This window comes from Rhodococcus sp. SB1D (assembly GCF_048573875.1).
In the GTDB taxonomy this organism is placed as follows: domain Bacteria; phylum Actinomycetota; class Actinomycetes; order Mycobacteriales; family Mycobacteriaceae; genus Rhodococcus_F; species Rhodococcus_F qingshengii.
The window spans coordinates 235,487-260,864 of record NZ_JBMAIQ010000006.1; the positions used below are offsets into that span (position 1 = coordinate 235,487).

Here is a 25,378-nt window from a genome sequence, read left to right on the forward strand (position 1 = left end):
AACTTGTAACAAATTCATCATACCGACTCTGGACACACCAAGTATTCACTGTGTATACATGACGTATACGACAGCTGTGCGGGTCGTCACACCGATCAGATCAGTCGTAAAATCCCTACTGCCAAGGAGCCCACCAGCATGTTCAGCACTCCCGCCGACCGCCGTCACGCGATCTGGCTGTCCGATCCAAGCTTTGCCGCAGCAGAAATTGCGCGTGGGCTCGGCTACGGCGCGGCGATCCTCGACATCGAACACGGGTCGTTCGACCTTGCCGACCTCGAGCGATTCATCCCCTTCCTTCGCGGCCTGGAAATGGAGGTTCTCGCGAAAGTACTGGGACCCGAGCGCGGACCCATTCAGCAGGCTCTCGACTTCGGCGCCACTGCCGTTGTCATTCCGCACATCGAAAATGCTTCCCATGCAAAGGAAGTCACTGCGTTCGCCAAATTCCCACCGCTAGGCGACCGTAGTTTCGCCGGCGGGCGCACGACCAACTACGGCGGTTTCACCGACGACTGGGTCCGTCGCCAGGACACCTTCACCCGTTGCTACCCGATGATCGAGGACGCCGGAGCAATCGAGAACATCGCAGACATCCTGGCACTGGACACCGTCGACGGCGTCTTCGTGGGCCCGTCTGATCTTTCGCTGCGCCGAGAACGCGGTGCATACACACGTAACGAGGGCGATTTTGCCGACCTCGCTATCGTTGCCGCAGCGGCAGCCGAAGCAGGCAAGCCGTGGGTACTGCCGGCGTGGAGCGTGGAAGAGAAAGAATTTGCCGTCCGACACGGCGCTGATCAGATGGCGTTGATCATGCAGCACGGTGCCCTCGCTGCCGGCTTTGCCGGACCGCTCGATCAGATCACTCGGATTCGGGAGTCTCGATGACAACACAAACCTCGGAACCCGGCTCGTCACCGATAAAGGCGGCCGTCCCGCCGAAGATCGGCCGTGCCCGTTGGGGTATCGCCGGAGTTCTCGGCGTCGGCATGTTCGTCAACTACATCGACCGCGTGAACCTCTCCATTGCCGCACCGGAGATCATGCGCGACTTCGACATCAGCGCTTCGCAAATGGGAATGGTCTCGTCCGCGTTCCTGTGGACGTACGCCATGCTCCAGATGCCGATCGGTTCGTTCATCGACCGCATCGGCGTGCGGTGGGTCAATCGAGCTGCCGCGTTTCTCTGGGCCGTGGCGTCGTTCGCCTCCGCTGCGGCAGGTGGACTGGGAATGCTCCTGGTCGCCCGACTCGTCCTCGGTGTCGGCGAAGCGCCTACTGTCCCGGCCGGCTGGAAAGCAATCGGCCAATGGTTCCCGAAGCAGGAGCGCGGGACCGCGACTTCCATCTTCGACGGGTGCGCCAAGATCTCGAACGTGATCGGCATCCCGATCATGGCGTTCTTGGTCACGACGTTCAGCTGGCACGCGGCCTTCATCTTCACCGGCATCCTCTCCGTGGCCTACCTCGCGATTTGGTGGCTGCTGTATCTGACGCCCAAAGAGGCACTGGCGAAAGGTCGGCTGAGCCAAGCGGAGTTCGACTACATCCGCGAGGGCGGCGCCGAAGACGAGGACGCAGAAACCAGCGGTTCGCTCAATGGTTTGGGCTACCTCCTGCGGCGACGCAAGACTTGGGGACTCGCACTCGGGTACGCGTCCTATACGTACGCCTACTACGTGCTCTTGACCTGGCTCCCCGCCTACTTGGAGAAGAGTTTCGGGGTCAACCTCCTCAAGGGCGGCATCTACACGATGATCCCGTGGCTCGTCGCCGTGATCGCACAGTTCCTCATCGCCGGCATCCTGATGGACAGGTGGTTGGCCAAAACGGGTGACGTCACCAAGGTCCGCCGTACGGTCCTCGTGGTCAGCCTCCTGGCATCACTTGCTGTCACGGGAGCGGCATACGCGGGATCGATCGCAGTCGCCCTGATCTTCCTCTCGATCGGAGCCGCAGGACTGGCAGTGTCGGTCCCCGCAGGTTCGTCCATCGTGGCGCTCATCGCGCCGGAGGGATACACCGGGTCGCTCGGCGGCATCGTCAATTTCGTGGCGAATCTGCTCGGAATCGCGGCGCCCATCGTGACCGGCATGGTGGTCGACGCCACCGGTTCGTTCGCCGGCGCGTTCATCGCGACCGGTGCGGTACTCATCGGCGGAATCTTCTGTTACACCGTGGTGCTCGGCAAGATCGAGAGAATGCCGGCGCCCCAAGCCCAGAAAGGCACAACCACATGGTCGACGTAGCAATCGCACAGTACGCTCCAGGACTCGACAAGCAGTCGAATCTCGAGCAACTCACGAAACTGGCAAGCGAAGCGGCGGAATCCGGTGCTCGCATCGTGGTCGCTCCCGAGTACGCGATGTTCACGGCTCCGAGCATGGACTCACGTTTCGTCTTGACCGCCGAGTCGCTCGACGGCGAATTCGTCTCAGCGCTGGCAGACCTCGCAACAACTCTCGGCATTCACATAGTCGCCGGGATCAACGAGGCAGTTACGGGCTCCGACAAGATCTCGAACACCTTGGTCGCCCTGGCCCCGAAACTCGGTGTCGTTGCGATCTACCGAAAGCTGCACCTGTACGACGCTTTCGGTTACAAGGAATCGGACGTCGTCCGTGCCGGTGAGATTCACGACCCCGAAACCTTTGTCGTGGAAGACGTCCGGTTCGGTCTTCAGACTTGCTACGACCTTCGCTTCCCGGAAACGACACGACGGATCGTCGATGCAGGCGCCGACGTTCTCCTCCTCCCGGCAGAGTGGGTGCCCGGCCCGTTGAAGGAAGATCACTGGACAACTCTCGTCCGCGCCCGCGCGATCGAGAACACGATCTACGTCGCGGCGGCCGACCAATGCGCACCGGCGGGATCAGGCGCGAGCATGATTGTGGATCCGATGGGCGTCATCGTCGCATCTCTGGGAGAACGCGTGGGTATGGCGACTGCAACCGTCTCCCTCGAACGAATCGCGGAGGTTCGGATGAAGAATCCGGCTCTCGAACTACGCAGATTCGGAGTCACCGCGCGCTAGAGATTGCGCAGTCGCACGATTTCCTTGTCGAACTCGTCGATGTTCTCGATCGACGACATGTGACCGACGCCCGGCAACACGATCAACCGTTCGAGGTTGCCGGCGTCGTCGAGGACTTGCGCAAGCTTGCGCGCATGGACCGGCGGAGTGAGCCGATCGAGCGAACCGACGAGCACGGTGGTCGGCACTTCGAGATTGTCGAGTCCCTCGTGAATGTCGAGGGTGCTCAGCGCTGCTCCCCAACCTCCACGGATGCGGGGCTTGCACTCACGAACGATGTTCTCGCAGAACTGAATCTCGGCCTTGGTCGCGTTCGGTGACATCGAGACGTACTGGATCGCCTTCGTCATGGCGCCCGAGGAGACGAACGGAACGGGCGAACTGAGGATGGCGCGGCCCACGGGGACCGGCACGCGAGGGAAACGATTGGGCAGTGGGATGACCGTGGTCTCGGCGATCAACCTTTCGCTCGCGGTGCTCGCGAGCATGACCGCCGACGCGTACTTCTTGACCTCGTCGGGGTGACGACCTGCCCAGGCGATGATGCTCATCCCGCCCATGCTGTGACCGACGATGACGGCCTTCTTGTCCTCGCGAACCGTGGCCGCCAGCACTGCAGAGAGATCGTCGGCAAGGACGTCCGGGCCGAGCGGAAGATTGCCGACGGTGCTGCGGCCGTGACCGCGCTGATCGTAGGTGATGACGCGATATTCGCCGGCAAGCGCATTGACCTGCGGGTACCAGAATTCGGTGGAGCACGTCCAGCCGTGACTGAGAACGATCGGATCGCCGTCGACGGGACCGTAAGCCCGGACATTGATGATCGCACCGTCGTCGGTGGTCAGTTCGCTGATGTCAGCTTTGAGCGTCGGAGTCTTCAGGAGTGCATTGGGCTCGACGTCGCTCGAAAGAGTCAACCCACGCGTGGATCGCCGATGACGGATCCCAGCGACGGCCGCGACGAGTGCTCCCACTCCGACGGCGCCTGCCAGTACTCGAAGCTCTGTGGTGCGCGAACGACTGGACATGCATTTACCCCTGACTGCTGCTGACGACAGACGGATGCAATCTATGTGTGACTGCCGTTAACCGACACTATCACTCGAACAACGCCCGTTGTCAGCGTTGGAGAGAAGAGTGGGGCAGCACACCATGAGCCGGGAACCACGGCTCGGAATGAGCGGGAGTACGGCAAACTACCAGCGAGAACCGCCGTGCTGAATGTCGTCCACCCGCGGGCGAACGTCGACGAGATACACGCACACTGCAACGACCGCGATGATGCCCAGGAGCCCGACAGGGGACGTCGCCAAGAGAATCAACGCCGCGACGATCAGAATTCCCAGCCAGATCGGCTTGGTCAATTTGTTGACCGCGGTGAAAGCGTCAGGACGCTGCCTGACGGCATGAACGATCGCGTAGACAGCACCCACCAATGCGAGCACTTTGAGTGCGAGAAAGATCAGACCGACTAGCCCATCGACTTGAGTCACAACTACATCCTAAGTTCTCATCCGGTTCCCGACGAACACGAAGGCTCCCACACTCGGCTGAGTGAGGGAGCCTTCGTCAGGTGGAGCTGGGCAAATCAGGCCTTCTTGGCCGGAGCAGCCTTCTTGGCCGGAGCCGGCGCGGTGGCCTTGGCGGGAGCAGCCTTGGCGGGTGCAGCCTTGGCCGGAGCGGCCTTCTTCGCGGCGGTGGTCGCGCGCTCCTGGACGTCGGAAGCAGCAGCGGTCACGCGAGCGGCAGCTTCCTTGGAAGCCTCGTCAGCCTGGTCACCGAGGTCGAGGACCTTCAGTGCAGCCTCGTCGCCTGCGTCGGCGATCTTCTCACCGGCGTCAGAGATCTTCTCGCCGACCTCTTCTGCGGTGTCGGAGATGCGTCCGGCAGCGCGGCCGGCCAGCTTGGCAGCCTGCTCGCCTACGGCGCGCGTCTGACGAGCAACGGTTCCGAGTGCGTCTTCGGTCAGCTCGACGGCGTCGCCGAGTGCCGACTCTGCAGCAGCGATGCCTTCTTCGACTGCGGGCTGCTTGCGGATGCGCTCGACTGCGTCTTCGCCACGTTCTGCGAGGGAGTTGTACAGATCTCCGGCAACCTTGAGGTATGCCTCGGCGACCTTGCGGAGTTCCTCGGGTGAGAACTTCTCGCGCAGCTCGGCGAGCTCTTCGGGCAGCTCGGACGGCAGGCCGGCGAGACGCTCGCGCAGCGCATCGACGCTCTCGGCAACGTCACCCTGGACGGAAGCGAGCTTCTCGCGAGCACCGTCGACACGGCCGTTGACATCGCCCTGGGTGTTCTCGGCGCGCTCACGAACCTGAGCAACTACATCGGCCACGGCCTGGACAACCAGGTCGCCTGCGCCGACGGCGGCGTAGAGCGAGGTCTTGACGCTGTCGATGGCGTTCTTGTCAGTCATCTTGTTCTCCTAGTGAAGTCTCGGTGTCTGGAATTGCGGCCGATTCAGCGAAATCGGGCGCTGCGGCTGGTCTTGACGACTCGTTCTCGCGACAGAACGAGTCGTAGATTTCGAGCAGTACTTGCTTCTGCCGTTCGTTGATGGCCGTCTCGGCCAACACCGCGTCCCTGATGGGACTGTGCGGGCGTTGCTCGAGATATCCCGCTTGGACGTACAGCACTTCTGATGAGACTCGAAGGCCCTTGGCGATTTGCGCCAGTACGTCCGCCGACGGTTTGCGCAATCCGCGTTCGATCTGACTCAGATACGGATTGCTGACGCCGGCGAGTTGAGCGAGTTGGCGCATCGAAACTTGGGCGGCTTCCCGCTGTGCACGAATGAACCCCCCGATGTCGTGTGCCGCAGAGCTGACGACGCGAGCTGCCAAGTCGCTTGCTCCGGCTGCGGCACCGGATGATTCACGATCTCCGTCATCGGAGTTCGTCGACTTCGCTGGCATTGCGTCCTCCCTTTCCAGTGGACATTTCCCAGGATAGGAGAGGGTGCTAACTATTGCAAGCACTACTGCTAGCACTCGTGGTGGACGTCACATACCGGACAGCTCAGCCGAAGATGAGCGTCGAAATCGTGTAGATCAGCAGTCCGGCGATCGAGCCGACAACGGTGCCGTTGATACGGATGAACTGAAGATCTCGACCGACCTGCAACTCGATCTTCTGGCTCGCTTCGTCGGCGTCCCACCGCTCGACGGTGTCACTGATGACTCCAGTGATCTCGTCGGTGTAGTTCTCCGCGATGTACTTGGTGCCCTGCACCAGCCAGCCGTCGACCTTCTCACGCATGGACTCGTCGTCACGCAGCCTGACTCCGAAGCCGGCGACGTTCTCGGCGACCTTGGTCCGCAGGGTGCTGTTCGGATCGTCGACGGACTCCATGATGAGCCGCTTGGCAACCTGCCATGTCGACGACGCCAGACCCGTCACTTCCTCGCGACCCATGATCTCGGCCTTGATCCCCTCGGCCTTCTTGATGGTCTCCGGGTCGTTCTGCAGATCATCGGCGAAGTCGATCAGGAAGCGGTTGGCGGCGAGGCGTACCTCGTGTTCGGGGTTGGAACGGACCTTCCAGGTGAACTCGACGAGTTCCTTGTATATCTTCTCCCCCAGCATGGCGTCGACGAACTTCGGCGACCACGCGGGCGAATCGCGAACGATCACACGATCGATCGTCTCCTGGCTGCCGAGAGCCCACTGATGTGCCCGCTCGGCAAGCAATTCGATGATCGGCAGTTGCTTGTTGTCCTTGAGAAGTTCACCGAGCACTCGGCCGATCGGCGGTCCCCACATGGGCTCGGCCAGACGCTTCACGATCGTGTTGTCGATGATCTGGGCGATGTCCTCGTCGCGAAGAACCTCGACCATGCCGCGCAAGACCGTCGACGTCTCGGCGGCGACGCGAGCGGCGTTGGCAGGTTCGGCCATCCACGTGCCGAGCCGCAGCGGAATCTGCGCCTGCTGCACCTTGGCCGACACAACCTCGGGAGCCAGGAAGTTTTGACCGACGAATGAGCTCAGGCTGGCTCCGAGCTGGTCTTTCTTACGCTTGATGATGGCAGTGTGCGGGATGGGAAGGCCCATCGGATGACGGAAGAGCGCGGTGACGGCAAACCAGTCGGCAAGCGCGCCGACCATGCCTGCCTCGGACGCGGCCCGGACGTACCCGACCCACTCTCCGGCGCCGCGGGATTCCTGCCACCGGCAGAAGATGTAGACCACCGTCGCGAAGCCCAGAAGGCCAGTAGCGAAGACCTTCATCTTGCGAAGGTCCCGACGCTTGGCGGCGTCGTCGAAGGCGGAGAGGCTCAGTTGCTGCACCCTCGCCATTGTGCCGAAAGGTGTGACGCGGCGTAGCGCGAGCGACACGAAGTCCGATTCTGCAGGACCTAATCCCCCGAACTGCGGATGTGAGTGCCCGAGATAAAGGCGCGGACATTAAGCTGGACCGGAAAGTAGACCGATCGGACGTGGCTCGCACCACAGATATGAGATGACTCGTGGCCAAGAATGCCGTGCAGGACAACGAGCAGGTAGACGGCCCAGTCGTTGCTGATGCGAAGCCCGAGAAATCCGACGGTCGGAAGCGTCGTTGGCGTGAGCACAAGATCGCTCGCCGCGAGGAACTCGTCGACGGCACCATCGCCGCCATCCGCGCGCGCGGCCGTGAGATCGGCATGGACGAGATCGCGTCCGAGATCGGTGTCTCCAAGACCGTGCTCTACCGATACTTCGCCGACAAGAGCGACCTCACGACCGCCACGATGATGCGGTACGTCGAGACCATCCTGTCGCCGCGTATCTACGAAGCGATCAGTGGCGATCTCGACGATTTCGAACTCACCCAGGCGAGCATCACCGCATACGTCGAGACGGTGGCATCCGACCCCGACATCTACCTCTACGTCATGGCCAACGGCGCCGGCGCCAACCGCGACGTCGTTGCCGATTCCGAGCGCATGATCGCCGAATTGCTCTCCACGGTGTTGGGCAATCGTCTTCGCGAGATGGAGATGGATTCCGGCGGTTCGCTGCCGTGGGCGTTCGGGATCGTGGGCGGAATTCAGCTCGCGACGCACTGGTGGATCTCCAACAAGTCGATGTCCGCGGAATCGCTGATCGACTACCTCACGATGATGACGTGGGGCGGCATCACCGGCATAGCTGCGGTCAACGGATCACCGGCCAAGTTCAAGTCGGTTCCGCATCCCCTCGTCAAGCCTGCCGAGGACTGACTCGCCCGAGACCGAACTTTCGAGCCGCCGGGCGCGATCCTGTGGCACTCTTTCGGCATGGCACAAGACTCGCTGTGGGAAACACCGGCCGCCAAGACCCTGCGGGCGGAGCCCGGGTTCGAACTCGATCAACTCGATCGCAACAGCACTCCGGGATTCACCGGAAACAAAGCTGACGGCGAACGTCTGCTCGAGGAACGCGGCGCGGTTCTGTCCGACCTGCAGGAGTTGCTGTACGCCAACGGCCGGTCCGGGGACAGTCGTTCAGTCCTGCTGGTTCTGCAAGGAATGGACACCGCAGGCAAGGGCGGCATGGTCCGACACGTGATCGGTCACGTGGATCCTTCGGGAGTTCAGCACGCGGCCTTCGGCGTCCCGACCGAAGAGGAAAAGCAACATCACTACCTTTGGCGGATCAAGAAGGAACTCCCCCGCGGCGGCTATCTCGGTGTGTTCGATCGCTCCCACTACGAGGACGTCCTGGTAGTGCGCGTCCACGATCTTGTCCCGGAGGATGTCTGGAGCAAGCGCTACGACGAGATCAACCAGTTCGAAAAGGAACTCGTCGACGCCGGAACCACCATCGTGAAAGTCGCGATGTTCGTCTCGCTCGACGAGCAGAAGAAGCGACTCGAAGAACGTCTCGACCGCCCGGACAAGTACTGGAAGTACAACCCTGGCGACGTGACCGAACGCGGTTTGTGGCCTGCATATCAACAGGCGTATCAGGCAATGCTCGACAAGACGTCGACCGAGCACGCGCCGTGGTACGTCGTGCCGTGTGATCGGAAGTGGTACAGCCGCATTGCGGTCACGGAGCTACTGATCGACGCTCTGGAAAAGCTCGATCTCGACTGGCCCCCTGCCGACTTCGACATCGAGGCGGAGAAGGCACGACTCGCACAGTCTTGATCAGAAGCAGGCCTGATCAGAACAGGTGTGGGGATTCGCGGTGCACTTTGTGGTCGTGACGCACAGTACTGGCGTACAGGGCTACCGCGAGGCCGATGCACGCGACGCCGGCGAGGCCGGCGATCAATGCCCAACCACCCTGGCCTGAACCTGCCGCCACCAGAAAACTGCCGAGGCAGACCACTGTGGCCAGCACCAGGAAATACGACGCCCACGCTGCAAAGAGATTGAGCTTCATCGTTCGCTCCTCCGGTCGGATCTCTTTCGTTTCGACCGTACGCCGGAGCATGACGGTCGACAAGACACTGCCGTCGCGAGGTTTCCCGACGTCTACGCCGGGTAGCCGAATTACATGGACATCGGAACTCTTTATCGCGGAATCGAATCCGCTCGCGGACTGGACGGTCCGTCCACTGGCCTCAGGCGCAGAATCCTCGAGATCACGGAGCGATCCGACCGATCGCGCACTGTCGCCGCACTTCTGCGCGGCGCCGCCGTCGGGCATCCCATCCATCCTGCCCTCGTGACCATTCCCGCGGGCGCGTGGACGGCTTCGTTGGTCTTCGATGTTCTAGGCGATCCGCAGACTGCACGACGGCTGATCGGGCTCGGATTGGTTTCGACTCCGCCGGCTTTGCTGACGGGATGGCTGGACTGGTCCGAACGTGGCGACGTCGCACGCCGAGTGGGGCTGGTGCACGCGGCGTCGAATGCAGTGGGGATCTGGTCTTTTGCGGCGTCGTACAGGCTACGCGGAAAGGACTCACTCGCGCTGGCGCGAGTGCTGTCGGTGCTGGCGCTCACCGCGGTCGGTGTCGGTGGCGCGCTCGGTGGTCACATCGTTTTCAAGCTCATGGACGATCCGGCCGTCGAGGCTGCAGCGACTCCGGTTCTCGATCCCATCCTGGATGTAGTCAACTGAGCCGATCGGACCTCGATACTGTTCAGGCGTAAGCACTTCCGGAGTAGCTCCGCAGTTCTCGCGCGGTCTCGTCCGAATCCGCCAATGGTCTGTTCATGACCCAGTGTGGGCTGCGCGTACCCAGTGTCGCGGCAAAATCGGCGACGGCGTCCGGGGTCGGCACTGCGTGTTCGCCCAGATATCCGAGAACGATGAGGTCCTCCCCTGATCTGGTCTCCACGGCCAGGGCCCAACCGCACGTCTCCTCCCACAGCAAAGCCACCTCGCGCCCGGGGAAACGCGGCACAGTTCGGTCCAATGCGATGTAAGCCTCCAGAGGGTGCTCGCGCCTGCAACACCACTGCTCGATGCCGGCCCCCACACCGACCGCCACCCGTTGTACGTACCGCTCGAACCCGAGTCCGACGGTTGCGTCGACCAGCATTTGTTCTGTCATCGAACCTCACTCCTCGCCATCGTGTTTGGAATGTGCCCAGCGCTGACCGCGTCGAAACCCGGTTCAGATCACGGACTCCGGGTATCCCCAGACGAACCGATCAAGTGGAGAGGGGACCCGATGAAGTACTCGCCCGCTATGGCTCCCGGACGAATGCTGAAGATCTCCATGGTGTCGGTGAACGCCGATCCACTCGCACCGGTGGGCTGCTCGGCAGCCGGTGCACAGAACCTGCACGTCGACGAACTGTCTGCCGCCTTGGTTCGTGCCGGACACGACGTCACCGTCTTCACCAGGCGTGCCCACGTCGGTGGGCCGGACCGCGTTCGCGCCCGCGCCGGGTACTCCGTCGACTATCTCGAGGCCGGCCCGACGCAGGCTCTCCCGGATGCCGACATCCTCCCTCACCTGGGAACCTTTGCCAGCATTCTGCGCGCTCAGTGGAGTACCGACCGACCCGATGTGGTGCACTCGCACTTCTGGATGTCCGGTGTGGCAACGGAACTCGCGACCCGATCGCTCGGCATCCCCGTACTTCAGACATTCCATTCCCTGGGATCTGCGGCGCACCGCCACCTCGGAGCAGCCGACGACAGCCCCTCGGAGCGGACTCACCTGGAACCGTTGATCGCCAGGGGCGCAACCCATGTCATCGCGACCAGTTCGGACGAAATCTTCGATCTGGTCCGGCAGGGATCACCACGATCACGGACCACGATGGTGCCCTCGGGCGTGGACACCGAAGCATTCACCCCGGAGGGACCCGCCGCGAAGAAAACCGCACCGCATCGATTGATCTGCGTCGGAAGACTGGTGGAGCAGAAGGGCTTCGATGTTGCCGTCGCCGCGCTGGCTTCGCTGCCGGATACGGAGTTGGTGGTGATCGGCGGGCCACCCGTCGCGCAACTGAGCACCGACGAAGTGGCGATCCGCTTGGTCAAGCTCGCCGAGCGCCTCGGCGTCGCAGATCGCGTCCAATTGTTGGGACGGGTTCCGCACCGCCAAGTACCGAAACTGATGCGATCGGCCGACGCCCTCGTGTGCACCCCTCGATACGAACCGTTCGGAATCGCGGCACTGGAAGCAATGGCGTGCGGAGTTCCCGTAGTCGCGACTCCTGTTGGCGGACTGCGGGATACGGTGATCGACGGACTCACCGGGCGTCGGGTCCCGGTCAACAACCCGGTGGAAACCGCTCGCGCAGTCCGCCATCTTCTCGACGACGAGGACGAAGGCGCGGCGTTCGCACGGCAGAGCCGGGCCCGAGCGTGCGAATCGTATTCGTGGGATCACGTCGCCACCGAAGTGGTCCGCACCTACGGCCGCTGCGTCACAGCACCGCCGAGAGCCCGCCAACACAAGGGCACTCACCGAAGTGAAGTGCACTGACGCTGACGGGCTCTACGAAACTGAATTCACGAAGGTGATTTCACGAAGCTTGGACTGAAACTGCGTGATCAAGCGGGAAAACGTCGGGTCTCTTCGAGTCCGATTGCATGATCGAGCGACTCGTAGCAGGCAAACATCGACTCCTGACCAGCTGCTTTGAGCAACCTTTGCACCGGGCGGGCGCAGACGAGCGCGAGTGTGCCGCCCACGTCGCGTGATCGCGTCGACAGGACCGACAGCACGGACAAGCCGCACGTCCCCATGAATTCGAGTTCGGATAGATCGACGACCAGCGTCCGGTCCGCGGCCACGTGGTACGTCAAGAAGTCACGAAAAGCATTGGCGCTCATCAGATCGATCTCACCACGAACTTTGATCACAGCGGTGTGTGCACTGATGCGGTGCGCGTGAAACGATGCGGTCGCTGTCCCGGTCGCGGGAGGTCCGTAGTCTACCGATCCCTTCGCCGCGTTCGTAAAGCCTGAAATAGATGATCCTGGAACAACAGTCATGGTTCTCCCATCCCGCAACGGTTTACACTCTGCAAAAGAGAAGGGACCTCCGAAGGAGACGCACGATGAACGGGTCTCCAGAAATACGGATAAATCCCTCATCGGCTGTGTGCTCAACCTCGGTTTGAAACAGTACGCCAGCATGACGGACGTCACAAGTGCGTTGCGACCATTCGTTTCGGTGTTCCGAACAAAAATGTGGTTTGGTCTGCGGTTCCGCGAGGTAATCCGATGTTGCGATCGCCAACGGTCGTGAGCAGAATCGTGTCGTTTACCCCGGCACCACCATCGACCAAATTTCGTGTTCGGGGGTCACTGTGAAGGTCGGGATGGGTATCGTTCTCGGCACCAGACTTCACCGCGACCCCTGGTACGACGATCCGGAGAACTTATGGCACACCTCAGCGCACTCGAGCCCGATCAGGATCAGACTCAGCCAGTTGTGGAGTTGAGGATTCAAGCGACTCTCGATCAGCTGTCGATTTTGCGTGCACTGGCCGCCACCGTTGCCATTCAGGAAAACTTCGACCTCGACGCCATCGCCGACATCAAACTGGCCATGGACGAAATCTGTACGCATCTGATCGTTCGCGCTGCGCCTGATTCGGTTCTGGTGTGTCGGTTCGTCTTCACGCCCCCGCAATTGCACGTGTCCGTGTCCACGACGACCACGGAGTACGAGGACAGCAGTCAGCGTTCGTTCGGGTGGCACATCCTCACCGAACTCACCGATTCGATTTCGCTCGACCAGGAAGAGAACCTCGGCGGCGTCGGCTACATCACCACCATGAAGTTCACCAAGGCCCTCAGCGGGCGCCTGTGACCGCTTCCGCAGACGGCCCGTCACGCCCGCGTCGGCGGTCCACCGACGAATATCGGGACGTAATACCAGTTTTCGAGGAACTGCGGACCCTCGAGCCCCACAGCCCGGAGTACGAACGAGTGCGCACTGCACTCATCACCAGATGCCTACCGTTGGCCGAGCACATCGCCAGACGATTCGACGGTCGTGGCGAGGCACACGACGATCTGGTTCAGGTGGCGCGTCTCGGTCTGGTCAACGCCGTCGACCGTTTCGATTCCACGCGCGGATCCGATTTCGTCTCGTTCGCAGTTCCCACCGTCATGGGCGAGGTTCGACGACACTTCCGCGACACCGGTTGGGCATTGCGGGTTCCCCGCCGGATGAAGGAGTTGCACTTCCAACTCGGGCAGGCCATCAGCGAGCTGTCACAACAGCTCGGACACGCGCCGACCGTCGACGAGTTGGCCGAGACGTTGGGGATCGAACGCGAAGAAGTTGCCCAGGCCTTGATCGCCGGCAACGCGTATCAGACGGTCTCGGTCGACGGTGCCGCGTCCAATCACACCGACGATCTCCCGCTCGTGGAGACACTCGGTGACTACGACGCAGCTCTCGAGAACGTCGAGAATCACGAGGCGTTGCGTCCGCTTCTCGACAAGCTGCCCGAGCGAGAGCGGACGGTGTTGATGCTCAGATTCTTCGGAAATCTGACGCAGACACAGATCGCCGAGAAAGTAGGTGTGTCCCAGATGCACGTGTCGAGGTTGCTCGCGAAGACACTGAGTAATCTTCGCGAGCAACTCGACTGAGCTCCGCGAACAATTCGACTGGGCAGGACCGAGCGGGTCAGATCGTTGCGGTGTCGATCACGAATCGGTATCGGACGTCGCTCTTGATCACGCGCTCGTAAGCGTCGTTGATGTCGCTCGCCGGGATCAGTTCGATTTCTGCGCCGATGCCGTGCTCGGCGCAGAAGTCGAGCATCTCCTGTGTCTGCGGGATACCTCCGACCATGGAACCGGCGAGGCTACGACGGTTTGCGGCGAGCGAGAATGCTCGAACTTCGATCGGCTTCTCGGGCAGGCCGAGTTCGACGAGAGTGCCGTTGATGGCAAGCAAGGACATGTAGGCGTCGATGTCGAGGTTGACCGAGACCGTGTTGAGGATCAGGTCGAACTCGCCGCGAAGAGCCTTGAACGTCTCACGGTCGTTGGTCGCGTAGTAGTGATCGGCGCCGAGGCGAAGCCCGTCGTCTTTCTTGCCGAGCGTCTGGCTCAGGACGGTGACTTCCGCTCCGAGCGCCTTGGCGATCTTCACGCCGACGTGCCCGAGGCCGCCGAAACCGATGATGGCGACCTTCTTGCCGGGGCCGGCGTTCCAGTGCCGCAGCGGTGAGTACAAGGTGATGCCCGCGCACAGGAGCGGCGCTGCAACGTCGAGTTCGATGCCCTCCGGGATCGAGAGCACGAAGTGCTCGGTGACGACGATGTGCGTCGAGTAGCCACCCTGAGTGCGCTCGCCGTCGCGGCCGGTGGCGTTGTACGTACCCGTCACACCCTTGCGGCAGTACTGCTCTTCACCGGCGGTGCAGGCGTCGCACTCCCCGCACGAGTCGACGAAGCAGCCGACGCCCACTCGGTCGCCGACCTTGTGCTTGGTGACATCGGAACCCACGGCGGCGACGACGCCGGCGATTTCGTGTCCGGGGACGATCGGGTACTTGGCTCCGCCCCACTCGTTGCGAGCGGTGTGGATGTCGGAATGGCAGATGCCGGCAAATTTGATGTCGATGAGAATGTCCAGTGGACCGAGCTCGCGGCGTTCGACAGTGGTCTTCTCGAGGGGACCGTCAGCGGACGTCGCGGCATAAGCAGCAGCAGTAACCATGCACACATGCCTACCCGTGCATGGAGGGACCTGCAACTCGCAGGCCCCTCCATGACTTGTTCTTTACGTGGCTTTCCCGGCGTCGCGCTCGGCTTGCTCGGCCCGACGACGCAGGCGCCTCGCGGCCGCAACCATATTGCGCAGCGAAGGCTCGAGTTGCCACGGATGGCGGGTCTTGAGGCCGCCGTCCGGGTTTGCCCACAAGCGATCGAGAGAGATCGATTCGCTTGCCTCAGTGAGCAATTCGTCGAGTTCGTCGATGTCGGGAATCCGAGCCGAGCGAGATTCGTAGACACCGGGACCGACGCCGTGCGTGAGCGCGCCTTCCTTGAGTGCTTCGAGAACCCACGTGATGGAGCGGGTCGCGACGATAGCCGTCACATCGGCGTCCAACCGTTCGATGGCGTCGACCACCGACGACCGAGCGGAGTACGTCAGATGTGTGTGGATCTGTGTTTCCGGCTTCGCTCCACCTGTTGCCAGACGGAACGCGTCGACGGCCCACTCCAGGTAGGCCTCCCGGCCGTCCTCACGCAGTGGCAGCAGTTCACGAATTGCCGGTTCGTCCACCTGGATGATGGCGATTCCGGCAGCTTCGAGATCCGCGATTTCGTCTCGAATGACAAGTGCCAGTTGCTCTGCCGTTTCGTAGAGCGGCTGATCCTGGCGAACGAACGAACGGGCGATCATGGTGACCGGACCCGTCAGCATGCCCTTGACCGGCTTGTCGGTCAGCGACTGCGCGTACGCGATCCACTCGACCGTCATCGGCTTCGGACGTGCGATGTCGCCGTAGAGAATCGGCGGACGCGTGCAACGAGATCCGTAGGCCTGGACCCAACCGTTGTGCGTGAAGGCATAGCCCTCGAGCAGTTCGGCGAAGTACTGGACCATGTCGTTGCGCTCGTGCTCGCCGTGCACGAAAACATCGAGACCGATGTCCTCTTGCAGACGGATTGTGCGCTGGATCTCTTCCTGGATGCGCTTGTAGTAGTCGTCCCACTCCAAACGCCCCTGGCCGAGTTCGTAACGAGCCTGGCGAATCGCGTCGGTCTGCGGGAACGAACCCAGTGTCTGGGCCGGCACCAAGGGCAGATTCAACCGTTCCTGCTGAGCTTTACGACGCTCCTCGTACGGTGCACGCACACGATCTTCGGGCTTGATCGCGTTCACCCGAGCACGGACAGCGTGCTTGAGCTTGAAGTGCACCTTCGTCGGACGCTTACGCCACTTGTCCGAAGGACCTTCGGTGAGCGCCTTCGCCAGTGAGACGACTTCGCCGACCTTCTGCTTCGCAAAAGCCAGACGGTCTGCGACGTCTCCCGGAATGTCGTACTCGGAGAGCACGTCGTACGGCACGTGCAGCAGCGACGACGACGTGGAGACGACGAGGTCAGGCACAACGTCTTTGAGTTCGTTCAGGTACGTCAAGGTGTTGAACCGGTCGACGCGCCAGACGTTGCGACCGTCGACGACGCCCGCGTAGATGCGCTTGCGCTTGATGTTCGGCACCGCGGCCAGTTCCTCGGCCGTGATCTTGCCGTGCACCAAGTCAAGACCGAAGGCTTCGATCTTGGTGGGCGCCAAGATGTTGAGGGCTTCGCCGAACTTGCCGTACGGACCCGTCACCAACAGGCGCGGGCGCAGCGGGGCCGTCGACAGCTTCTCGTACGCACGTCCCAGAGCGGCTAGCTCCTCGGGGGTGCGATCCTCGGTGACCGAAGGCTCGTCCAACTGAACACAGGTCGCACCGGCCTTGGCGAGCTGCTCGAAGAGCTTCTCGTACTCGGGCAGGAGCGCGTCCAACAGGTCGAGCGGGGTGAAGTTCGGATCGGACTTCTCGGTGGCAGGTCCGACCTTCGAAAGCAGAAGCAGCGAGACGGGCCCCATGATGACGGGGCGCAATTCGATGCCGCGCGCCTTCGCACGTTCGAACTCGTCGAGAAGTGCATCCGAGTTGAGCGAGAACACTGTGTTCGCGTCGATCTCGGGCTGACGGTAGTAGTAGTTCGTACCGAAGAAGCGCACCAGCTCGAGAGGCGGGAAGTCCGGGCGGCCGCGGGCCATCGTGAAGTAGAAATCGAGCGGCTCGAGGGCGCCCTCGAGCGGCTTGAACCGCTCCGGCACTGCGCCGAAGAGCAGCGCATTGTCGAGCACGTGATCGTAGAAGGAGAAGGTGTTGCCGGGAACCTGGCTCAATCCCGTCGCAGCCAATTCGCTCCAGGTCGATTCCTGGAGTTCCTTGGCGACCGCGAGAAGTGCGTCCTTGTCCGAAGTGCCGTGCCAGTAGGACTCGAGGGCGCGCTTGAGCTCACGGCGCGGCCCGATGCGCGGATACCCCAGGACGCTGGAGCCGAATGCTGCAGTGCTGCTGGACATGCGGTCGACCTTTCTAACCGAGGGGCGCGAGCGCCCTGTGCGCCTTTGTGGTAGCCGGAACTACCAGAAAGGCGCACAGGGGCGTTGGGCCTTAGCTTGCCTGCTTGGTGGAGCGACCGTTGTCGGCGTATTCGTAGAAGCCCGCGCCGGACTTCTTGCCGGTCAAGCCGGCTTCGACCATACGCAGGAGCAACGGCGGAGCGGAGTACAGCGGCTCCTTGAACTCTTCGTACATGGAGTCGGCGATGGACTTGACGGTGTCGAGTCCGACCAGGTCCGTCAGAGCCAGCGGACCCATGGGGTGCGCGAGGCCGAGAACCGTTGCCTTGTCGATGTCTTCCTTGGTCGCGAAGCCCGACTCGACCATGCGGATCGCCGAGAGCAGGTACGGCACCAGGAGTGCGTTGACGACGAAGCCGGAGCGGTCGGCACTGCGGACGACCTGCTTGCCGAGGATGTCGCTGGCAAAAGCCTCGGCGCGCTGCGAGACGGAGGCACTGGTCTTGAGCGTCGTCACCAATTCGACGAGCGGCAGAACCGGAACCGGGTTGAAGAAGTGCATGCCGATGACTCGCTCGGGACGCTTGGTCGAGATGCCGAGCTTCATGATCGGGATCGACGACGTGTTGGACGCGAGAACCGCATCCGGGTCCGTCACGACCGCGTCGAGCTCGGCGAAGATTTCGCTCTTGATCTTCTCGTCTTCGACGACGGCCTCCACGACGAGCTGGCGGTCCGCGAAATCTCCCAGATCGGAGGTGAAACGCAGACGCCATGCGGCCTGCTCACGCTCACGTTCTGTGATCTTTCCGCTGCTCACGCCGCGGTCGAGCGAACGCAGGATGCGTGAACGCCCGGCTGCTGCAAGCTCGCGAGTCTGCTCGAAGACCAGAACATCGACATGTGCGCGGGCGCACACCTCGGCGATTCCGGCACCCATGATTCCGGCGCCGATAACGCCGACGCGCTGAATTTTTTCGCTGGTCACGTCAGCTCCTTGTTTGTCTCGTGGAGTTTGTCTGGTGAAGGTGTTGCAAAACAAGCACTTCGAACTGCGTCGACGCTGGTGGCCGACGCAATCGGAACTGCCTTGAAGACGAGAGAAAGTAGTGCGGTGATACAAGCAGGGGAGAGACCCGAAGCCGAGCCTCTCCCCCACCCGAAGTCAGTTCTTAGTGGAACTGTCCCTCTTCGGTGGAGCCCTTGAGAGCTGCCGTCGAGGTGTTGGGGTCAACGGTGGTGGCGATGGTGTCGAAGTAGCCGGCGCCAACCTCACGCTGGTGCTTGATGGCGGTGAAGCCACGCTCTTCGGCAGCCTTGAACTCGCGCTCCTGCAGGTCGACGAATGCCGTCATGCCTTCGCGGGCGTAGCCGTAGGCAAGGTCGAACATGCCGTAGTTGAGCGAGTGGAAGCCGGCCAGCGTGATGAACTGGAACTTGAAGCCCATTGCGCCGAGCTCCTTCTGGAACTTCGCGATGGTCGCGTCGTCCAGGTGCGCCTTCCAGTTGAAGGAAGGGGAGCAGTTGTAGGCCAGGAGCTGGTCCGGGAATTCGCTGCGAACGGACTCGGCGAACTTCTTTGCAACCTCGAGATCCGGCACGCCGGTCTCCATCCAGATGAGGTCTGCGTACGGTGCGTAAGCCTTGGCGCGAGCGATGCAGGGCTCGATGCCGTTCTTGACGCCGTAGAAGCCTTCAGCCGTGCGGGTTCCGTCGAGGAACGGGCGGTCACGCTCGTCCACGTCGGAGGTGATGAGGGTTGCGGCCTCAGCGTCGGTGCGGGCGATGATGACGGACGGAACGTCCGCGACGTCGGAAGCCAGGCGAGCCGAGGTCAGGGTGCGGATGTGCTGCTGCGTGGGGATGAGCACCTTGCCGCCGAGGTGGCCGCACTTCTTCTCCGAAGCGAGCTGATCCTCCCAGTGGACACCGGCAGCGCCGGCGCCGATCATGGCCTTCTGCAGCTCGTAAGCGTTGAGAGCGCCACCGAAGCCGGCTTCGGCGTCGGCAACGATCGGAGCGAGCCAGTTGCTGACGGAGGTGTCACCCTCGGTCTTGGCGATCTCGTCGGCGCGCAGCAGTGCGTTGTTGATGCGACGGACGACGGTCGGAACCGAGTTGGCCGGGTAGAGGCTCTGGTCCGGGTACGTGTGGCCCGAGAGGTTCGCATCGCCGGCAACCTGCCAACCGGAGAGGTAGATGGCCTTCAGGCCGGCGCGAACCTGCTGCACAGCCATGTTGCCGGTAAGTGCACCGAGGGAGTTGATGTAGTCCTCGTTGTTCACGAGATCCCACAGGATCTCGGATCCGCGACGAGCGAGGGTCTGCTCCTCGACGACGGTGCCCTGGAGCTTGACGACCTGATCGGCCGTGTAGTTACGAGTAACGCCCTTCCAGCGAGGGTTGGTGTCCCAATCCTGCTGGAGCTCAGCTGCGGTCTTCGGGGTGCCGGTGGTCGACATCAAGACTCCATCTCTTTGATCTGCTGGTCCGGCCTGTTGTGAGCAGTACGTGCGTACTACTTCACATACTTGCCAGGCCCTTCTTGTGTACTTACCGAGAATGGCACATCGAAAAAGTGCCGTCTACCTGTTGCTAATGCCAATCTTCGCTACCTTTTCAACACACTTTGCTAAGTCTGTGAAGATTCCTACGCGGCTGGTACTACCCAATCGGACAGGTTCCGTACTGGCGAGTAGGAAAGAAACCGCAGGCTGTGAACGAAATGCACTCAACTCCGCCGCTTGCGAATTCCGGCAGTTCGCACGCCACTCGGAACAGGCCCGTCCGCTACTTCGGAGCCAACTTCACTACCCGCGAGTGACCGCAATCACTCCTCGGCAACAGCCTTCGCTAGGACAATTCCGGGATCTACCCCTGGGAAAGCCGGAGACAACCCGTTCGCCGGCCATATGCTGTCGAACCATGACTTGTCGTTCGACGCCCCCGACCGGGCGATAAAGCGGTGCCCGACAACTATCAGCGGCCACCGAACAACCAGGCATGGTCGCAATCCGGTCCACAGCCGCCGCAGTTGGGCTACCGAGCCGCGCCGCAGTCGTATCCCCCGCCCCAGGGATTCCCGCCTGCACCGCCACGTGGAAATCCGCCGCCGCGTCGGCCCGGCTGGGTGATTCCGGTATCCGTAATCGGAGTCATCACTGTGTTGGCTCTCTTCGGCGGGCTTGCCTGGGTCCTCTGGCCGAAGGACGTCCCCAACTCGGCCGCCGGTGGCGCCGCCCACACCACCATCAGCGCCGCGAACACACCCGGCACCACGACAACCGCTCCCAGCACGACATCCCCGACGACCACACGCGCCGCGAACTTCCCGGCCGGTGCGTCCGCCTGCCCCGGCGGGCAGCCGGCCGGAAGTTACAAGGAGTCCGCGACAAGTGGGGGCAAAACTTCATGTGAGTTTGCCGAGGCGGTTCGGATCGCCTACGGGAACTCCGGTGCAACCGGTGCATCCAGCACCGTGTCCGCACGTAGTCCGGTGACCGGCAAGGAGTACACGATGGCATGCAAGGTGACCTCCGGCATCGTCACCTGTACCGGCGGAGACAACGCGGTTGTGTACTTGCGCTGACGGGCGCAATTGCGGCATCGGCAACCCGGTGCGTGTCGTTCCAGTGTCGCACTTACGGATCCTCCGATAGCGTGACCGCATGCCTCTGTACGAGTTTCGCTGTACCGGCTGCGGCCCGCTCGAGCGGTCGTTCGCGATGGCCGAAGTGCCCCAGTCGATTACTTGCCCCCAGTGCAGTCTCGAGTCCAAGCGGGTGGTCTCGTCTCCCCGGTTGAGTCACGCGTCGTCGGCCGCGATGGGTCTACTGGACAGCACTGCTCGATCGGCTCACGAGCCTGCCGTGGTCAGTGGGTCGCTACCCGGCCGCGGCCGGCAATCTGCCCCGACGACGTCCAATCCGTTGCACCGCAAGCTACCTCGCCCCTGAGCGTCCTCACCGCGCGTCCTCGCCATGAGGCCCGATCCGACACGAAAGTCCTGCCGCCACGAGTTTTCCGTTTCTTCGAGAATGAGGAGTGCATATGCCTGAACTGCTGTTTCCACTCGATTCCGCCAAGAAATTCACCGACCAGGCAATCGTCGGCCACAATCGGTGGCACCCGGACATCCCAGCGGCGGTGACAGTGAAACCCGGTGATGCGTTTCGTGTCCATTGCCGCGAATGGTTCGACGGCGCAATACACAACGACGACTCGGCCGACGACATTCTCAATGCACCACTGACCACGGTCCACACGCTGTCCGGCCCCTTTGCCGTCGAAGGCGCGAAGCCCGGCGACCTCTTGATCGTCGACATCTTGGATATCGGGCCTATCCCCCAAGAAGATTCGGGTCCGTTGGCCGGCCAAGGCTGGGGGTACACGGGCATCTTCCCTCGGAACAACGGCGGCGGCTTCCTCACCGAACAGTTCCCCGATGCGTACAAAGCCGTCTGGGATTTCTCCGGCCAAACGGCGACGTCGCGTCACATTCCGCACGTCTCGTTCACGGGCATCGTCCACCCGGGACTCATGGGCACGGCTCCGTCGGCAGCCTTGCTCGCCAAGTGGAATGCCCGCGAGGGCGCCCTCATTGCCACCGATCCCAATCGGGTTCCCCCGCTTGCACTTCCGCCCGAGCCCCGCGATGCAGTACTGGGAACCTTGACCGGTGACGAGTACACACGCGTGGCCGGCGAGGCGGCTCGTACCGCTCCCCCGCGTGAGAACGGCGGAAACCAGGACATCAAGAACCTCACCAAGGGCAGCCGAATCTTCTATCCGGTGTTCGTGGACGGTGCGAATCTGTCGGTCGGCGATCTTCACTTCTCCCAGGGCGACGGTGAGATCACTTTCTGCGGTGCCATCGAGATGGGCGGCTTCATCGATCTTCGTGTGGACATCATCAAGGGCGGAATGGATACCTACGGCGTTTCCGAGAACGCCATCTTCATGCCGGGCAACACGGATCCGCAGTATTCCGAGTGGCTTGCGTTCTCGGGCACTTCCGTCACGTTGGACGGCGAACAGAAGTACCTGGATTCACATCTGTCCTACCAGCGTGCGTGCCTGCATGCGATCGAGTATCTGACCAAGTTCGGGTACGCGCCAGAGCAGGCGTACCTGCTACTCGGCGCGGCGCCGATCGAGGGCCGCCTGTCGGGTGTCGTGGATATCCCCAACTCGTGTTCGACGGTCTATCTCCCGACTGCGATCTTCGACTTCCCCCTTGCACCCTCGTCGAGCGGGCCGTTCCAGATCGATCCCGGAATCGGCGCCCCTCGTTCGGAGAACAGGGTCTAGGCCTCCGGCCCCGTGAGTGGTTAGGGAGTGCCGAGGCTCCTCAACCACTCACGGGGGCGGAGCCCCTGTGCGAAGACTGCGAACCCACCTTTGCGAAGCCGGACTGTCACTCGTATCCTGGGAAAATGTCGAAAACCTTTGTCGGTGTCCGGCTCCGCCAACTGCGGACCGAGCGCGGGTTGAGTCAGGCTTCCCTGGCCAAGACGCTCGAGATCTCGGCAAGCTATCTCAATCAGATCGAGCACGACGTCCGGCCACTCACCGTGCCGGTGCTCCTGCGAATCAGTGAAGTCTTCGGTGTCGACACCACCTTCTTCTCCCCGCAGGACGACACACGCCTGATCGCGGAAATGCGTGAAGTTGCCCTCGATCAAGAGATGGGTATCGACGCCGACGCCCACGAAATCGCGGAGATGGTCTCCACCCACCCGGGCCTGGCCAAGGCGATGGTGAACATGCATCGCCGCTTCCGGAACACGACGGCGCAGCTCGCCGCAGCCACGGAGGACCGTTTCTCGGACGGCAGCGGCAGCGGTTCGATCACCATGCCGCACGAGGAAGTGCGCGACTACTTCTATCAGCGACAGAACTACATCCACGATCTCGACACCGCGGCCGAAGAACTCACTGCCCGGATGCGCTTTCACCGTGGCGACGTCGCCGGCGAGATCGCCAGACGCCTCGAGTCCGTCCATGACGTGCAGATCGTTCGACGAGTCGACTTGGGCGAGAACATACTTCATCGCTACGAACCGGACACCAGGGTCCTGGAAATTTCCGCACGACTCTCCGGCGGGCAACAGGTCTTCAAGTTCGCGACAGAACTCGCATACCTCGAGCATGGCGACCTGCTCGACTCGTTGGTGGCCGAGGGCAACTTCACCAGCGAAGCGTCGGTCTCCCTGGCGAAGCTTGGTTTGGCCAACTATTTCGCCGCGGCCACCGTGCTGCCCTACAGCCAGTTTCACGAGGTTGCCGAGGACTTCCGGTACGACATCGAGCGTATGTCTGCCTTCTATTCCGCGAGCTACGAGACGATCTGCCACCGCCTCTCGACCCTGCAGCGCCCCAAACTTCGCGGGGTTCCGTTCATGTTCGTGCGTGTCGATCGTGCCGGAAACATGTCGAAGCGTCAGTCCGCCACCGGATTCCACTTCTCCACCAGCGGCGGTACGTGTCCGCTGTGGAACGTCTACGAGACGTTCTCGTATCCGGGCAAGATCATGCCTCAGATCGCACAGATGCCCGACGGCCGCCGATACCTCTGGGTTGCTCGCACGGTCGAACGTCGAGCGGCTCGATACGGACAGCCCGCAAAGATCTTCGCCATCGGATTGGGATGCGAGATTCGACACGCCCACCGACTCGTCTACAGCGACGGTCTGGATCTGGACGAGTCGAATCCGGGAACGCCGATCGGCTCGGGCTGCCGTGTCTGCGAACGCCTCAATTGTCCGCAGCGTGCCTTCCCTCCGTTGGGTAAAGACCTCGACATCAGCGAGCACCGGAGTTCGATTTCGCCGTACGTGATTCGCTGACCGCGCTAACGCACATGGTCGCGCAGGAACGCGACTGTGCGATCGAACGCGACCATCCCGTCCACGGTGTCGAGGTCGAACTGATATTCGTGGTCGAGTGCAGGCTCGTGATCGTCCGGGTAGAACAGTGCATCGACCTCGACGCCCAGATCGGCGAGCCGTTCTGCCATGGGTTTCGACTGGCTGGCGGTCAGTGGGTCGACATTTCCGCCGGTGATGAACGTCGCTGGAAAGTCCGAGGTCACATGACCCAGTGTCGACATCTGACCCACTGCAGTCGACCCGTCGAAGTCCCTCGTTCCGAGGTACCCCCACAGCGATTGCTTGTCGACGCCCCAACCGAAGTACTTCCCCTGTGACAGCAGCGGTTTCAGATCGAAGACCCCACAGTCGAGGACAACTCCGCGTATCTGCTCGGGACGTAATGCCGGCTCCACACCCATTTCCGACGCGTAGTCAGGGCTGGTCATGACGGTCGCCAACTGACTGGACAACTGCGCGCCTGCCGAATCTCCGGCAAGAAAGAGGTTGTTCGAATCGACATGCAACCTGTCCGCATTGCTCACGATGAATCGATACGCGTCGTTAAGCTGATTCACTGCGGTGGGGTAATACGCGTCCGGCCCCAGTGAATAGTCCACCGAAATCACAGTGAACCCTTGATCGGCCAGTAGTTTGAAGTAACCGTCGGTGTCGGTTTTCGAACCCGCTATCCAGCCGCCGCCGTGCACCCAGACCACCGTCGGTAGCGCCGAAGTGGACTCCGACGGGTAGTAGACGTCGAGTTGTGCATCGTCGTCGCCTTCGCGGTACGACTGATCGAGGACCGAGACGATTCCTGATGGTGCATGTCTGTCGAGTTGTGCGTGTGTCGCTTCGGAGCCACCCGCTGACATCCACCGTACGACGAGAACTCCTGGCCACGGACTGACGAGTGCCGCGGTTACCCCGGACAGCAGAATGACGACGAATACCGCCGCGGTTCCGACAATGCGCCTTCGCCGTCTGTCGGGGGAAGACGCGCGCACAACAACTCCTGGGGTCGGA

Annotated in this window: 26 protein-coding genes; 13 read left to right on the forward strand and 13 right to left on the reverse strand. The window is 62.1% G+C overall.

From position 1 onward, the window contains the following. Positions 1 to 138: 138 nt before the first annotated feature. Genes ACN50D_RS16070 through ACN50D_RS16080 form a run of 3 tightly spaced genes read left to right on the forward strand, consistent with a single transcriptional unit; the run spans position 139 to position 3,037 of the window. Positions 139 to 891 carry an HpcH/HpaI aldolase family protein gene (locus ACN50D_RS16070; protein ID WP_003941499.1) on the forward strand — a complete coding sequence of 251 codons (753 nt, stop codon included), beginning with the start codon at positions 139 to 141 and terminating at the stop codon, positions 889 to 891. Beyond that, positions 888 to 2,252, forward strand: a complete 1,365-nt coding sequence (locus ACN50D_RS16075) for an MFS transporter (RefSeq protein ID WP_003941494.1) — start codon at positions 888 to 890, stop codon at positions 2,250 to 2,252. The genes ACN50D_RS16070 and ACN50D_RS16075 overlap by 4 nt, the downstream gene beginning before the upstream one ends. Further along, entirely contained in the window at positions 2,240 to 3,037 is a 798-nt protein-coding gene (locus ACN50D_RS16080) for a carbon-nitrogen hydrolase family protein (RefSeq protein ID WP_003941519.1), read from the forward strand. Before ACN50D_RS16075 ends, ACN50D_RS16080 begins: the two co-directional genes overlap by 13 nt. Here the strand turns inward: ACN50D_RS16080 and ACN50D_RS16085 are convergent. From ACN50D_RS16085 to ACN50D_RS16105, 5 genes are all read right to left on the reverse strand, one after another. Continuing rightward, positions 3,034 to 4,065 carry an alpha/beta fold hydrolase gene (locus ACN50D_RS16085; protein WP_021333908.1) on the reverse strand — a complete coding sequence of 344 codons (1,032 nt, stop codon included), beginning with the start codon at positions 4,063 to 4,065 and terminating at the stop codon, positions 3,034 to 3,036. The genes ACN50D_RS16080 and ACN50D_RS16085 overlap by 4 nt on opposite strands. Before the next feature lie 168 nt (positions 4,066 to 4,233). Continuing rightward, positions 4,234 to 4,530, reverse strand: coding sequence for a DUF2516 family protein (locus tag ACN50D_RS16090; protein WP_003941505.1), 297 nt, complete (start codon positions 4,528 to 4,530; stop codon positions 4,234 to 4,236). A 95-nt stretch (positions 4,531 to 4,625) separates the two neighbouring features. Further along, on the reverse strand, positions 4,626 to 5,453 hold the full coding sequence (locus tag ACN50D_RS16095; RefSeq protein WP_003941552.1) for a heparin-binding hemagglutinin: 828 nt from the start codon (positions 5,451 to 5,453) through the stop codon (positions 4,626 to 4,628). Beyond that, complete coding sequence (locus ACN50D_RS16100; RefSeq protein ID WP_003941483.1) at positions 5,446 to 5,952, reverse strand: helix-turn-helix domain-containing protein; 507 nt, start codon at positions 5,950 to 5,952, stop codon at positions 5,446 to 5,448. Before ACN50D_RS16100 ends, ACN50D_RS16095 begins: the two co-directional genes overlap by 8 nt. Before the next feature lie 103 nt (positions 5,953 to 6,055). Further along, on the reverse strand, positions 6,056 to 7,336 hold the full coding sequence (locus tag ACN50D_RS16105) for a DUF445 domain-containing protein (protein ID WP_020968906.1): 1,281 nt from the start codon (positions 7,334 to 7,336) through the stop codon (positions 6,056 to 6,058). Positions 7,337 to 7,506: 170 nt separating this feature from the next. Between ACN50D_RS16105 and ACN50D_RS16110 the strand changes: the two genes are divergently transcribed. Both ACN50D_RS16110 and ACN50D_RS16115 read left to right on the forward strand, forming a co-directional pair. Further along, on the forward strand, positions 7,507 to 8,241 hold the full coding sequence (locus tag ACN50D_RS16110; protein WP_003941527.1) for a TetR/AcrR family transcriptional regulator: 735 nt from the start codon (positions 7,507 to 7,509) through the stop codon (positions 8,239 to 8,241). A 57-nt stretch (positions 8,242 to 8,298) separates the two neighbouring features. Continuing rightward, complete coding sequence (locus ACN50D_RS16115) at positions 8,299 to 9,153, forward strand: polyphosphate kinase 2 family protein (protein WP_054827968.1); 855 nt, start codon at positions 8,299 to 8,301, stop codon at positions 9,151 to 9,153. 16 nt (positions 9,154 to 9,169) lie between these two features. On the opposite strand, the gene ACN50D_RS16120 is transcribed toward ACN50D_RS16115, so the two are convergent. Beyond that, a complete protein-coding gene (locus ACN50D_RS16120) occupies positions 9,170 to 9,391 on the reverse strand; it encodes a hypothetical protein (protein WP_039973486.1) in 222 nt (73 codons plus the stop codon). A gap of 114 nt (positions 9,392 to 9,505) precedes the next feature. Here ACN50D_RS16120 and ACN50D_RS16125 point away from each other — a divergent pair, with 114 nt between their 5' ends. Continuing rightward, on the forward strand, positions 9,506 to 10,075 hold the full coding sequence (locus ACN50D_RS16125) for a DUF2231 domain-containing protein (protein WP_064114015.1): 570 nt from the start codon (positions 9,506 to 9,508) through the stop codon (positions 10,073 to 10,075). A gap of 22 nt (positions 10,076 to 10,097) precedes the next feature. Here ACN50D_RS16125 and ACN50D_RS16130 read toward each other — a convergent pair whose 3' ends face one another. After that, positions 10,098 to 10,511: a DUF6292 family protein gene (locus ACN50D_RS16130; protein WP_003941464.1), complete on the reverse strand. Its 414-nt coding sequence runs from the start codon at positions 10,509 to 10,511 to the stop codon at positions 10,098 to 10,100. Positions 10,512 to 10,631: 120 nt separating this feature from the next. Here ACN50D_RS16130 and ACN50D_RS16135 point away from each other — a divergent pair, with 120 nt between their 5' ends. Then, positions 10,632 to 11,900 (forward strand): glycosyltransferase, encoded by a 1,269-nt coding sequence (locus ACN50D_RS16135; protein ID WP_212633910.1) that lies wholly within the window; start codon positions 10,632 to 10,634, stop codon positions 11,898 to 11,900. A gap of 68 nt (positions 11,901 to 11,968) precedes the next feature. On the opposite strand, the gene ACN50D_RS16140 is transcribed toward ACN50D_RS16135, so the two are convergent. Continuing rightward, positions 11,969 to 12,412 (reverse strand): STAS domain-containing protein, encoded by a 444-nt coding sequence (locus ACN50D_RS16140; protein ID WP_007735372.1) that lies wholly within the window; start codon positions 12,410 to 12,412, stop codon positions 11,969 to 11,971. Between the two features lie 391 nt (positions 12,413 to 12,803). On the opposite strand from ACN50D_RS16140, the gene ACN50D_RS16145 reads away from it, so the two are divergent. Continuing rightward, on the forward strand, positions 12,804 to 13,235 hold the full coding sequence (locus ACN50D_RS16145) for an ATP-binding protein (protein ID WP_003941553.1): 432 nt from the start codon (positions 12,804 to 12,806) through the stop codon (positions 13,233 to 13,235). Beyond that, positions 13,232 to 14,026, forward strand: a complete 795-nt coding sequence (locus ACN50D_RS16150) for an RNA polymerase sigma factor SigF (RefSeq protein WP_003941515.1) — start codon at positions 13,232 to 13,234, stop codon at positions 14,024 to 14,026. The genes ACN50D_RS16145 and ACN50D_RS16150 overlap by 4 nt, the downstream gene beginning before the upstream one ends. 37 nt (positions 14,027 to 14,063) lie before the next feature. Here the strand turns inward: ACN50D_RS16150 and ACN50D_RS16155 are convergent, their stop codons facing one another. The 4 genes from ACN50D_RS16155 to aceA all read right to left on the reverse strand — a co-directional run bounded on the left by ACN50D_RS16155 (position 14,064) and on the right by aceA (position 19,945). Further along, positions 14,064 to 15,104 carry an NAD(P)-dependent alcohol dehydrogenase gene (locus ACN50D_RS16155; protein WP_003941488.1) on the reverse strand — a complete coding sequence of 347 codons (1,041 nt, stop codon included), beginning with the start codon at positions 15,102 to 15,104 and terminating at the stop codon, positions 14,064 to 14,066. Between the two features lie 63 nt (positions 15,105 to 15,167). Next, the gene (gene metE, locus ACN50D_RS16160; protein WP_073512145.1) at positions 15,168 to 17,483 is read right to left on the reverse strand and encodes a 5-methyltetrahydropteroyltriglutamate--homocysteine S-methyltransferase; all 2,316 of its coding nucleotides are present in this window, start codon (positions 17,481 to 17,483) and stop codon (positions 15,168 to 15,170) included. 91 nt (positions 17,484 to 17,574) lie between these two features. Next, entirely contained in the window at positions 17,575 to 18,471 is an 897-nt protein-coding gene (locus ACN50D_RS16165; protein ID WP_003941541.1) for a 3-hydroxybutyryl-CoA dehydrogenase, read from the reverse strand. A 184-nt stretch (positions 18,472 to 18,655) separates the two neighbouring features. Further along, a complete protein-coding gene (gene aceA / locus ACN50D_RS16170; RefSeq protein ID WP_003941533.1) occupies positions 18,656 to 19,945 on the reverse strand; it encodes an isocitrate lyase in 1,290 nt (429 codons plus the stop codon). Between the two features lie 503 nt (positions 19,946 to 20,448). On the opposite strand from aceA, the gene ACN50D_RS16175 reads away from it, so the two are divergent. From ACN50D_RS16175 to ramB, 4 genes are all read left to right on the forward strand, one after another. Further along, positions 20,449 to 21,072: a serine/threonine protein kinase gene (locus ACN50D_RS16175; protein ID WP_223304378.1), complete on the forward strand. Its 624-nt coding sequence runs from the start codon at positions 20,449 to 20,451 to the stop codon at positions 21,070 to 21,072. Positions 21,073 to 21,151: 79 nt separating this feature from the next. Then, the gene (locus ACN50D_RS16180) at positions 21,152 to 21,439 is read left to right on the forward strand and encodes an FmdB family zinc ribbon protein (RefSeq protein WP_037129638.1); all 288 of its coding nucleotides are present in this window, start codon (positions 21,152 to 21,154) and stop codon (positions 21,437 to 21,439) included. Positions 21,440 to 21,533: 94 nt separating this feature from the next. Then, entirely contained in the window at positions 21,534 to 22,793 is a 1,260-nt protein-coding gene (gene fmdA / locus ACN50D_RS16185; RefSeq protein WP_042923284.1) for a formamidase, read from the forward strand. A gap of 125 nt (positions 22,794 to 22,918) precedes the next feature. Next, positions 22,919 to 24,331, forward strand: coding sequence for an acetate metabolism transcriptional regulator RamB (ramB, locus tag ACN50D_RS16190; protein ID WP_212633911.1), 1,413 nt, complete (start codon positions 22,919 to 22,921; stop codon positions 24,329 to 24,331). A 5-nt stretch (positions 24,332 to 24,336) separates the two neighbouring features. On the opposite strand, the gene ACN50D_RS16195 is transcribed toward ramB, so the two are convergent. Beyond that, the gene (locus ACN50D_RS16195; protein WP_042923292.1) at positions 24,337 to 25,359 is read right to left on the reverse strand and encodes an alpha/beta hydrolase; all 1,023 of its coding nucleotides are present in this window, start codon (positions 25,357 to 25,359) and stop codon (positions 24,337 to 24,339) included. Positions 25,360 to 25,378: the final 19 nt, after the last annotated feature.